This window comes from Lagierella massiliensis (assembly GCF_001407835.1).
GTDB classification, from domain to species: domain Bacteria; phylum Bacillota; class Clostridia; order Tissierellales; family Peptoniphilaceae; genus Mediannikoviicoccus; species Mediannikoviicoccus massiliensis.
Genome location: NZ_CYUO01000004.1, coordinates 556,090 through 568,018 on the forward strand (window position 1 = coordinate 556,090; position 11,929 = coordinate 568,018).

General features: G+C 35.0%; 10 protein-coding genes. 9 read left to right on the forward strand and 1 reads right to left on the reverse strand.

All coding sequences use genetic code 11. The features are described from left to right. Positions 1 to 6: 6 nt before the first annotated feature. The gene (locus BN2746_RS02640; RefSeq protein ID WP_055078297.1) at positions 7 to 1,650 is read right to left on the reverse strand and encodes a heparinase II/III domain-containing protein; all 1,644 of its coding nucleotides are present in this window, start codon (positions 1,648 to 1,650) and stop codon (positions 7 to 9) included. A 187-nt stretch (positions 1,651 to 1,837) separates the two neighbouring features. Here BN2746_RS02640 and BN2746_RS02645 point away from each other — a divergent pair, with 187 nt between their 5' ends. The 9 genes from BN2746_RS02645 to BN2746_RS02685 all read left to right on the forward strand — a co-directional run bounded on the left by BN2746_RS02645 (position 1,838) and on the right by BN2746_RS02685 (position 11,806). After that, positions 1,838 to 2,671 (forward strand): purine-nucleoside phosphorylase, encoded by an 834-nt coding sequence (locus BN2746_RS02645; RefSeq protein WP_055078298.1) that lies wholly within the window; start codon positions 1,838 to 1,840, stop codon positions 2,669 to 2,671. After that, positions 2,671 to 3,606 (forward strand): alcohol dehydrogenase catalytic domain-containing protein, encoded by a 936-nt coding sequence (locus BN2746_RS02650; protein WP_055078299.1) that lies wholly within the window; start codon positions 2,671 to 2,673, stop codon positions 3,604 to 3,606. Before BN2746_RS02645 ends, BN2746_RS02650 begins: the two co-directional genes overlap by 1 nt. After that, positions 3,606 to 4,643 carry an S-methyl-5-thioribose-1-phosphate isomerase gene (gene mtnA, locus BN2746_RS02655; RefSeq protein ID WP_197273080.1) on the forward strand — a complete coding sequence of 346 codons (1,038 nt, stop codon included), beginning with the start codon at positions 3,606 to 3,608 and terminating at the stop codon, positions 4,641 to 4,643. Before BN2746_RS02650 ends, mtnA begins: the two co-directional genes overlap by 1 nt. 10 nt (positions 4,644 to 4,653) lie before the next feature. Beyond that, positions 4,654 to 5,811, forward strand: a complete 1,158-nt coding sequence (locus BN2746_RS02660) for a BMP family lipoprotein (RefSeq protein WP_082420177.1) — start codon at positions 4,654 to 4,656, stop codon at positions 5,809 to 5,811. A 49-nt stretch (positions 5,812 to 5,860) separates the two neighbouring features. After that, entirely contained in the window at positions 5,861 to 7,390 is a 1,530-nt protein-coding gene (locus BN2746_RS02665) for an ABC transporter ATP-binding protein (RefSeq protein ID WP_055078301.1), read from the forward strand. After that, positions 7,387 to 8,517, forward strand: coding sequence for an ABC transporter permease (locus BN2746_RS02670; protein WP_055078302.1), 1,131 nt, complete (start codon positions 7,387 to 7,389; stop codon positions 8,515 to 8,517). Before BN2746_RS02665 ends, BN2746_RS02670 begins: the two co-directional genes overlap by 4 nt. Continuing rightward, positions 8,510 to 9,472 carry an ABC transporter permease gene (locus BN2746_RS02675; RefSeq protein WP_055078303.1) on the forward strand — a complete coding sequence of 321 codons (963 nt, stop codon included), beginning with the start codon at positions 8,510 to 8,512 and terminating at the stop codon, positions 9,470 to 9,472. The genes BN2746_RS02670 and BN2746_RS02675 overlap by 8 nt, the downstream gene beginning before the upstream one ends. Beyond that, positions 9,472 to 10,746: an amidohydrolase gene (locus tag BN2746_RS02680; protein WP_055078304.1), complete on the forward strand. Its 1,275-nt coding sequence runs from the start codon at positions 9,472 to 9,474 to the stop codon at positions 10,744 to 10,746. Before BN2746_RS02675 ends, BN2746_RS02680 begins: the two co-directional genes overlap by 1 nt. 631 nt (positions 10,747 to 11,377) lie before the next feature. Further along, positions 11,378 to 11,806 (forward strand): hypothetical protein, encoded by a 429-nt coding sequence (locus tag BN2746_RS02685; RefSeq protein ID WP_055078305.1) that lies wholly within the window; start codon positions 11,378 to 11,380, stop codon positions 11,804 to 11,806. Positions 11,807 to 11,929: the final 123 nt, after the last annotated feature.

Here is an 11,929-nt window from a genome sequence, read left to right on the forward strand (position 1 = left end):
GCTTGACTATTTTAAATTAATTTCTAAGTTGATATGCTTTTCTAATCCAGAAGTCTTGATGTAGATAACTTCTGTCTTTTGTCCCTTGTCATATGACTTTGAGTAATACATATCTTTTTTTAGGTCCATCTTCTCTTCACAAAGAACTGTTCCTATTTTTTCACCAGCTCTAAATAGCTCTACAGAATTTCCGCCATTTGAAGGGATAGGTTTAATTTCCGGGGCCAAGTGGAAGTAGAGTTCGTAGGTTTTTTCTTTGTCGTCCTTTGGAAAGATAGAGGTCTTAACGTCTATTTTTGTTAAGTCATCATTAAAATCTATTTCTCTATATACTTCTGCCTTTTGAGATCTTTTTGAAATAGAAGCCATTTTATTTTCGCCAAGATTTAGCATTTCGCCATTTAATATACTTGGAGAGATGTCTTCTTCACCGTCTATCACAACGCTATTATGAGCGGGATAAGTTCTAACATATTGAGTTTTAGGGTTTTCCCAGTCATAACCATACTTTCCTACTTCTGTAAAAATATTTCCGTTTTTATATAGCCAAAAGGACAGGTCGTGGTCGTGATGATGATAGGACAAATAAGAAGGACCTATAAAAGCGAGATAGTTTTCGCCATTTTTATAAATATCATAGCCAGAGTTTAAAAATCTATTCCTATTGTTGTTACTATTTTTAATATCGGAAATTTGATAAAAATCTTTTAAGTCAATCTTTAAAGACGCAGTGTCACCGATATTTGGCAAATATCCATTTGGCAAAATAATTGCTTTTGAATAGTTAATGCTCTTTTCATAAATATCTAAAATCTCATCATACTTAGTAAAGTCTTTACTCTGCACAGAATTGAAAAAGTCGTTCAATATGTAGAGCATCTCAAAATGATACTCTGGAGAATTTTCCAAATGGACCCCTTCACTTGAAAAAGAATTTAAGAAATACTCTTGTAGCCTTTTAGTGGAAGCTGAAACAAGTGTAGGTTTTGCAAAGGCCTTTCCGTAGAAGTATAGTGAAAGGTCTTGAAACATTCCATGATTATTAAAACCAGAGTACATTTCAGTATTTAATTTACCTGCAGTAAACTCTAAGTTGTCTCGAATGAGTTTTAATTGGTCTTCATCCAAAAAGTTTTTTGCGACCTTATAAAATCTAACAGTATTAATTTGCCTTTGCGCTGTGGCTTCGTCATGCCATGGCATATTATCAACTGGATCAAAGTCATAGGGACATTGTTCATAAAAATCTTTTAAGTAAGCAAACCCTTTTTTCAAATACTCTATATTTTCTGTTTGATTGTAAGAATTTATTAAATCATTTAACATAAAAAATGAATAAAGATATCTTTGGTCTGATCTATTTTTATCCTTAAACTCATTCATGTCGCCATTATATGTCCAATAATTATTTTTCTTTGAAGGTATTGATATTTTATTGTTTAAAAGATTATCTGATTCTTTCAAATAGTTTTTTGAAAAAGTTTCCCGTCTTAAACCCTTTTCTTTTATATAGATAGGCTTACTGATATATTCTTTTTGAAAAAATCTTGGAACGCCAAATGGAGCTGCAAGTGCTATGAAAATAACAGTGATTATTGACAGGACTATGAGAATCAAATTAATATTTTTTCTATTTTTTCGAAGTATCAAGTTATTCTCCTTTGTCAAATCTTATTTTATTATAATATGTAATGTAAAATTAATAAAGTGTTGAAATATGAACAAAAGAGAAAAAAGAACTTTAATTGGGTATAAATTTAAAAAGAAAGCAGAAACAATTAATGATTTTATTTTACATTACTCTTGTTATATAATGTAATAAAGAACGGAGGTAAAAATGACAAAAGCATATGATAGAGTACAAAAATGTTACGAAAGTTTAAAAGACGAGATTCCATTTGAGCCGAAACTTGCTTTAATATTGGGATCGGGGCTTGGAGACTTTGCAAGTGATTTAGAAATAGAAGGAACTATAAACTATGCAGACATCAAAGACTTTCCAAAGTCAACTGTAATGGGACATAAGGGGAGATTTGTGTTTGCTCATGTGAATGGACTTCCAACTGTAATAATGCAGGGAAGAGTTCACTTTTATGAAGGCTACAAGATGGAAGATGTTGTACTTCCTGTTAGGCTTATGAGAGAGATGGGGGCAAAGGTTTTATTTTTAACCAATGCAGCTGGAGGATGCAATAAGGATTTTGTTCCAGCAGATCTTATGATTATCAAGGACCACATAAGCAGTTTGGTTCCATCACCACTCATTGGAGAAAACGACGATAGATGGGGAACAAGATTTCCAGATATGTCCCATGTCTACGACCCTGAACTGATAGATTTAATAAGAGAAGCGTCAAAGGAAGTTGGGCATGAGATGAAGGAAGGAGTTTATCTTCAAACTACAGGACCAAATTTTGAAACTCCAGCAGAGATAAAGCTTGCTCAAGTTGTAGGTGCTGACGCAGTTGGTATGTCCACCACAGTTGAAGCTATGGTTGCAGTTCATATGGGAATGAGAGTTTGTGGAATATCTTTCATAAGTAACTTAGCTGCAGGAATGAGCGACAACCCACTTACCCATGAAGAGGTAAATGAAAATGCAAAACTTGTGGCACCTAAGTTTAAAGAAATTGTAAAAGTTACCCTTGGAAAGATAAACGAGATAATTTAATGAAGGCGCTATACTTTAATGGAAAGTCTTTAGAATATTTAGAAGACTACGAAAAGCCAGTAAGAGGGGAAGACGAAGCCCTAATAAAAATTTTGTACGCTGGTATCTGTAACACTGACAGAGAGATAATGAAAGGATATAGACCAGACTTCAAAGGCGTACTTGGACACGAATTTGTTGGAGAAGTGGTGGAGTCGGATGATAAAACACTTTTAGGAAAGATTGTCGTTGGTGAAATAAACCGTGGTTGTGGTCACTGTAAGTACTGTTTGAGAGGGGAAGAAAATCACTGTATTAACAGAAAGGTCCTTGGAATTAATGGCCATGACGGTGTGTTTACACAGTTTATAACTTGGAGGAATGACTTGCTTCATGTTGTAGAAAATAATCTTGATCCAAAGAAGGCACTTTTCACAGAACCACTGGCTGCAGCAGTTGAAATATGTGAGAGGGAAGATATAAAACCAACTTCAAGGGTCTTACTAATTGGTGACGGAAGATTATCTTTTATGATTGGCCAGGTTATAGCACTAACTGGAGCGGACCTTACTGTACTTGGCAAACATCAAAACAAGTTAGATAACTTTAAAAGTTTTGCTAATGTTATAATGGATACAGATGAAACTTTTGGAATAGTAATTGATGCAACAGGAAGTCCTTCGGGAATAGAAAGTGCATTAAAACTCGTTGAGAACAGAGGACGAATAATTGTTAAGTCCACCTACACAGAAAATGTAGAGCTTGACCTTTCTGAAATTGTAGTTAGGGAGATTGGAATAAAAGGTTCCAGATGTGGTCCTTTTAAACCTGCATTAAATTTATTGAAGAAGGGTTATGTGGAATTTCCCGATGTGGAATTTTTTGAACTAAAGGATTATGAAAAAGCTTTTTCATCTAAAAGCTTTAAAGTTGGATTTAAATTATGGGAGGATTAATGAGACCTAATAATATTTATTTGAATGATGAAGACAAACTTATTATTCTGGATCAAACAAAACTTCCAGGAGAAGAAGTTTATATTGAATTAAACAAGCGTGAAGAGATTTACGATGCGATATTTTATTTAAAAGTTAGAGGAGCTCCAGCCATTGGAATATGTGGTGGATACGCTATGTATATTTTAGCAAAGGGCTATGATGATGACTTAAAAGCATTTAAAGAAGATTTTTTTAAAGACTCTGAGTATTTAAATTCTTCAAGACCAACTGCTGTAAATCTTTCTTGGGCACTAAAGAGAATGAATAAAGTAGTTGAAGAGTTTAATGGAGATTCAGCTGATGAATTAAGAAAAATTCTCAGAGAAGAGGCAATAAAAATTCAAGATGAAGACATAGAAATGTGCAAGGCCATTTCAAGACATGGTCTGTCACTACTTGAAGATGGAATGGGATTACTTACCCATTGTAACGCAGGACCAATGGCAACGTCACTTTACGGAACAGCCTTGGGACCAATGATACTTGGCAAGGAAGAGGGAATGAACTTCCATGTATTTGCAGACGAGACAAGACCGCTTTTGCAAGGTGCAAGACTTACAGCCTACGAATTACAAAAGGCAGGCCTTGACACAACACTTATATGTGACAACATGGCAAGCATCGTCATGAAGTCTGGCAAGGTTCAAGCAGTCCTTGTAGGTTGTGATAGAATTGCAGCAAATGGCGACGTGGCAAATAAGATTGGTACAAGTGGAGTTGCAATTCTTGCAAAACATTACAACATTCCATTTTATGTACTTGGTCCTACCTCCACACTTGATTTAAATTGCAAGACGGGAGAGGACATTGAAATCGAGCTTAGACCTGAAGAAGAAATCAGTACTAAGTGGTATGAAAAGGCAATGGCACCAAAGGGTGTTAAAGCATATAATCCGGCTTTTGACGTAACTGATCACAGTTTAATCACTGCAATCATTACAGAAAAAGGGATATGTAAACCTCCATATGAGGAGAGTTTAAAAAATTTATTATAGGGGGATAAAAATGAAGAAAAGAAATATAGCGTTATTATCGCTATTACTTGTACTTTCCTTTTGCTTAACTGCATGTAAACCTGCTCCTGAAACAGGATCAACTGGTGCATCAAGTGCAGATGGAGCAGCAGGAAATGAAGAAGGACTTAACATTGCAATAGTTTCAAGCCCTTCAGGTGTTGATGACGGAAGTTTCAACGAAGATAACTACAATGGAGTTTTAGCTTTTATAGAAAACCATCCAAATGCTAAAGTTACTCCTATCAAGGAACCTACTGGGGACCCTGCTGCAGGAGTTAAACAGGTTGCAGATATCGTAGCTGATTACGATGTAATAGTTTGCTGTGGTTTCCAATTTGCTGGAATCGGCGATATAGCTGAAGAAAACCCAGACACTAAATTTATCTTAGTTGACTCTTATCCAACAGTTGGTGGAGAAGAAAAAGTTGTAGACAATGTTTACGCTATGCAATTCGCTGAACAAGAATCAGGATTTTTCGCTGGTATCTCTGCAGCTCTTGAAACTAAGACAGGAAAAGTTGCAGTAGTAAATGGTATTGCATTCCCATCAAATGTAAACTATCAATATGGTTTTGAAGCTGGCGTTAACTATGCAGTTAAGAACATGGGAGCTAAGGCTGAACTTGTAGAACTTCCATCCTATGCTGGTGAAGATGTTACAGGCAAAAACGTTGGTGGTAACTACGTTGGAAACTTCAATGATGAAGCTAAAGGTAAAGTTGTTGGAGAAGCTCTTATTAAAGAAGGCGTAGACATAATGTTAGTTGCTGCTGGTGGATCAGGTAATGGTGTATTTACAGCTGCTAAAGAAGCCGAAAATGTAAAAGTAATAGGCTGTGATGTTGACCAATTTGATGACGGTAAGACAGGTTCAGGAAATGTTATATTAACTTCTGTTCTTAAAGTTATGCATATGAACGTTGAAAAACAATTAAATGCTATAGCTGACGGAAGTTTCAAGGGAGAAAATGCACTTCTTCATGCAGATACAGACTCTACAGGATTTGTAAAGGAAGAAGGAAGACATCAACTATCTGAAGAAACTATAAAGAAGTTAGATGAAGCATATGGCGAAGTTAAAAATGGTAATATAGTACCTCCATCAAACTTCAGTGAAGAAACTCCTGAACAATTTAAAGGACTATAAAATTAAGGTTACCTTCGGGTAACCTCTACATATTAAATAGGAGGGTACAATGGCGGAGTATATTGTAGAGATGCAAAATATTACCAAAAGATTTCCAGGTGTTGTAGCAAATGACGATGTTACGATAAAAGTAAAAAAAGGCGAGATATTTGCACTGCTTGGAGAAAATGGTGCGGGCAAATCCACACTAATGAGTATGCTTTTTGGAATGTATGAGCCTGATGAAGGTCGTATTTTAATAGATGGCAAAGAGGTTAGAATTACATCACCAAATGTCGCTACAGATTTAAGCATAGGGATGGTGCATCAACATTTTAAATTGGTGCCAAACTACACTGTGGCAGAAAATATTATTATGGGAATTGAACCACAAAAGAAATTTTTGGGTCTATTTCCCTACGTTAATATGAAAGAAGCAAATAAAAAGGTTGAAGAGTTTTCAACCAGATATGGACTTGAAGTAAATCCAAAGTCTGTAATAGAAGATTTAAATGTGTCTATTCAGCAGAGAGTAGAAATTTTAAAAATGCTTTACAGAGAGTCAGAAATTTTAATATTTGATGAACCAACTGCTGTTTTAACTCCTCAGGAAATTGATTTTCTTCTTGAAATTATTTTGAATTTAAAAGAAGCGGGCAAGACCATACTTCTTATTACACATAAATTGGACGAAATAAAAAAAGTTGCAGATAGATGTGCAATTCTTCGTAGGGGAAAACTTGTCGATGTAGTGGAAACCAAAGATGTTTCTAAAAAAGAACTATCATCTATGATGGTTGGTAAGGACATCGAGCTTACCCTTGATAAAGAGAAGGCAAATTTTGGAAAAAATGTTCTTGAAGTTAAAAACCTAAATGTTATCAACAAAGACAAGATTAAAGTTGTAAAGGATGTCAGCTTCAACATCAGAGAAGGAGAAATAATGGCGATAGCTGGCGTGTCAGGTAATGGACAGGTGGAACTGGCAGATGCAATTGCTGGAATGATGAAGGTGGAGTCTGGTTCAATAAACTTTTTGGGAAAGGACATAACCGACTGGTCAATTCGTGACAGAAATGATGCAGGGATTTCATATATTCCAGAGGACAGACATTCAGTAGGTCTTATAATGGACTTTAATCTGGAGGAAAATATATCTTCTAAAAACTATTATAAGGAAGGCTTTTCAAAGTCTGGAGTATTAAACTTCTCAAAGATAAAATCTTATGGAGATGAAATAATAGACAAATACGATATTAGATCAGGACAGAGAGGAGACACAATCGTTCGTTCCATGAGTGGTGGTAACCAACAAAAGGCGATAATTGGCCGTGAAATTGAACAGGACTCTCCACTTCAAATCTATGTACAGCCGACAAGGGGACTTGACATAGGTGCTGTGACAAATATTCACAGATATATTTTAGAAGAGAGAAAGAAGGGAAAGGCAATACTTTTAATTTCCCTTGAACTTGAAGAGGTAATGAACCTTGCAGATACCATTGGGGTAATCTACAATGGTGAAATCTTAAAAATTGAAGAGGCGTCTAAGCTTACGAGCACAGAAGTTGGAGCTGCTATGATGGGGGTGAGGGAATGAAAAATAAAACAGAAAAGAATTTCATGAAGAGACAAAATATTTTAATCCCAATACTTTCCATAGCACTGTCACTTGTGGTTGCAGCAATAATTTTACTAATACTTGGTAAGAATCCTCTTTCTGCATTTTATAATCTACTACAAGGTGTGGGACTTGCACCAAAGGCAAGATACGCCGGTGGAAAGTCCATGGTAACAGACTTTGCAGACTTCTTAAACGCTCTTACTCCAATGATATTTGCATCCCTTGCGGTAATGGTTGCGTTAAAGGGTGGTCTTTTCAACATTGGTGTTTCTGGACAGATGCTTGTGGCAGGATTTATAACAACTGTGTTAATAGGATACTCAGATTTAAATGCAGTAATTGCAAAGCCACTTGTTATAATACTTGGATTCATAGTTGGAGCAATTGTCGGTGGACTAATTGGATTTTTAAAATACAAATTCAATATAAACGAAGTTGTTTCATCCATAATGCTAAACTACATTGCCCAATATATAATTGCATTTTTTATTAATACGAAATACGTTGACCCTGTTAGTAGACAGTCTAAAAATATTTCTCAAAGCGCAAGGCTTACACTAATGAATATGCGCATCGGTGGATTTAAAATAAATATTCCACTGGCAATAATTTTAGCGATTATAACAGTAATTGTAATTAAATTCATAATGGATAAGACCGTTATGGGATTTGAAATAAAATCCGTTGGAGCAGGTAAAGAGGCTTCAAGGTACATGGGAATTAACGTTGGTAAAAAGACTTTACAGACCATGTTTATCTCCGGTGGTCTTGCGGGAATTGCCGGGGTAACCTACTTCCTTGGATACTACGGTTCAATAAGACCAAATGTACTTCCAGCTGTGGGATTTGACGCCATTGCAGTTTGTCTACTTGGTAACTCAAACCCTGTGGGAATTGTGTTTGCATCATTCATCATCAACTTGATTAGTGAAGGTGGAAACTACATGAGTTCGCAAGCGGGAGTGGACAGAGAAATATCCGCAGTTATAACAGGACTGATATTACTATTCAGTGCCTGTGGAGCATATTTTAAATATAAACTTAACAATAGAGAAAAAGCAGTAATTAAAGAAAGTGCAAACAAGGAGGAAGAAAATGCTTAATACGATAATAATTGACGGAATGTCCTTTGCACTTCCACTTTTAATAATGGCAATTGGAGGAATCTATTCTGAAAAGTCAGGGATTACAAACTTGGCACTGGAAGGTCTACAAGGCTTTGGAGCATTTGGAGGAGCACTGTTTGCAGTTATGGCAGTGAGCTTTTGGGGAATGGAAGGAAAGTCTGTGTACTATCTATCCCTACTTTTGGCAATGATTGTTGGGATGATTTACTCAATGCTTCACGCCCTACTATGTATAAAGTTTAAAGCAGATCAAGTTATTTCTGGTGTGGTTATAAATATTCTTGCACTGGCACTTACAACATTCTTGACAAAGCAAATAAATAAAGTTGTTTTCAACAACCCTTCAGATAAATTTGTGCTGGATGTATCAGATAGAATCACAATTCCATATCTATCACAGATACCAATAATCGGTGGATTTTTCTCAAAGATATATCCATTTGAAATTATCATCATAGTGATTGCCTTCATTGCATGGTATATACTTTACAAGACAAAGTATGGTCTACATCTAAGAGCCTGTGGAGAAAACCCTAACTCTGCAGATGCTGCGGGAATTGACGTGGCAAAGACAAGATTTATTGCAGTAATGTTCTCAGGAGCCCTTTCAGGACTTGCGGGAATAAGTTTTGCATATTCAATTTCCACAAACTTTTCATCGGCACTTTTTGTTGGATATGGATACTTGTCAATAGCAGCTTTAATATTTGGAAACTGGACTATTATACCTACACTTGGCGCATGTTTATTATTTGGATTTGCAAAATCTGCAGGATTCCAATTTATACAATTATTAAAACTTCCAAGCAGTTACTCTAACTTGATTATGGTTCTACCATATCTATTGACATTACTTTTACTTGTATTCTTCAGTAAGAGCAATAGAGCACCGAGAGCACTTGGAGAAATATACGACAAAGGAAAGAGATAATGAATATAAGATTTTACAATGGAAGAATTTTAACCATGGCAAATGGTTATGAAGTAGAAGAAAAAGAAGTATGGGTACAGGATAATAAAATAAGTTATGTTGGAGACAGCAAAGACAGCGACATAAAATGGGATGAAGAGATTGACCTAAAGGGAAATCTTCTTATGCCAGGATTTAAAAATGCCCACACCCACTCTGCAATGACTTTTTTAAGATCCAATGCAGATGACTATCCACTACAGACTTGGCTTACTGAACATATTTTTCCAAGAGAAGCACAGCTTCAAGGTGACGATGTTTACTGGCTTTCAATTCTTGCAATAATGGAGTATTTAAGTTCAGGTATAACTGCAAACTTTGACATGTACTTCCCAGAAGACATGATAGTGAAGGCGTCAGTTGATACTGGATTTAGAACTGTACTATGTGGAGCGTTAAATAACTTCGTATCTTCAATTGAGAACATGGAAAAGTCCTATATCGAATACAACGACAAAAAATATAATGGATTAATTTCATATAAATTAGGATTTCACGCAGAGTATACCTGTTCAAAAGAGTTATTAGAGGAAATTGGAAAACTTGCTGAAAAATATAAAGCTCCAGTTTGGACTCACAACTCTGAAACAAAAAAGGAAGTTGAAGACTGTATCGAAAGATATGGAGTTACACCTACAAAACTCTTCGACGAACTGGGAATATATAACTATGGTGGTGGCGGATACCACTGTGTTTATTTAAATGATGAAGACATGGATATATTTAAAGACAAGGGACTATATGTAATCACAAACCCTTCTTCAAATATAAAACTTGCTTCGGGAATCGCGCCGATAGAAAAATTTGAGGAAAGAGAAATTCCTGTTGGAATAGGTACAGATGGTCCTGCAAGTAATAACGCACTTGATATGTTTAGAGAGATGTTTTTAGTGTCTGGTTTAACAAAGGTAAATAACTTTGACGCCTCACTAATAGATGGAAATGATGTTATAAAAATGGCTACAGTTAACTCAGCCCATGCCATGGGCCTTGTTGACTGCGATGTAATTGCAGAAGGTAAGAAAGCGGACCTAATTGTAATTGACCTTGACAGACCAAACATGAGACCTATCAATAACATTACAAAAAATATCGTGTACAGTGGAAGCAAAGAAAATATTAAGCTAACCATGGTTGACGGAAAGATTTTATATAGGAACGGAAAGTTCAATATAGGATTTAGCGAAGAAGAAATATATAATAAGGCTCAGGAGATTGCCGAAAGAATAAAATAAATTAAAAAAGATTAACAAATTAAAAAAATGTAACAATTTAATAAAAAATACTAAAAAATACCCAGGAAAATGTTTTAAAATATTTTCTTGGGTATAAATATAATAACAAGGAAGACAGCATAGACGAAATTGATGGTAGAGTTCAATAATATAAATGAGGTCACTTGTTAAAGAAATTCTTTTCGAGTCTGATAAAAAATTAAAATAGTTGATTAAAAGACTTTAGAAGGCAAAGAGAACTAAATACCATGTATATTAAAAGATTAATATGTGTGGAAAGTATGGTTTATTAAAACTAAATATGGACAATTGAATATAAGAAAATGATATTCTAAAAAGAATAATTGGGGATATTAAAGATATCTTATCGAAGATAACATGAGTAAAGTTATCTGAGAGCTAACAAAAAGAAAAAATAACCATTATTAGATGAAAGGATTTGATAATAGGTGATAGAACCAAAAAGTTCATTCAGACTCGAAAAAGAATTCATTTAAAAGGATAAGTTCAAAAAAGTAAAAGAACTTATCCTTTTTTATGTATAGATTCTTTATAGATGTCTTTTGTAGAATAGTCAAGACTTAAAACAATAAAAAGGTATAATTAAGGAAAAGTAATCAAGGAGATAAATATGGATAGAAAAAAAGAACTTCAAGAAGCAAGAGATGCTGCCGACATTGTTATAGAAAAAATAGACAGAGCAATGGACTCTTTAGACAGTGCAGAATTTTGGGGAATGTGGGACATCTTTGGAGGAGATTTTTTCTCAAGCTTGAAAAAGAGAAATAAAATAGAAGAAGCTAATGAATATATAAATGACATCACAGATTCAGTAAAAGTATTGGATAAAGAACTAAAAGATGTGGACATGGTCCTACCAGAAGAAATCAGCAATACCATGAGCGATAGAACCTTCGACATTTGGCTTGACAATATCTTTACCGACCTGAGAGTCCAGGATGAAATAAAAGAAGCAATGAGCGAGCTAAGAGAATTTAGAAATGGAATAGAGGATTTGGTAATAAGACTGGATAACGAGATTGAAGAGCTGGAGAAGTAAGAAGAGAGAGAAGAGAGATAGAATTTAGCGTTTAGAGAAGACTGTTATTATTGCAACAAAACTTGCCAGTTGAAATCTTTAAATCGTGAGTTATTGGGAAAAATAAAAAAAAGTTGTTGAAAG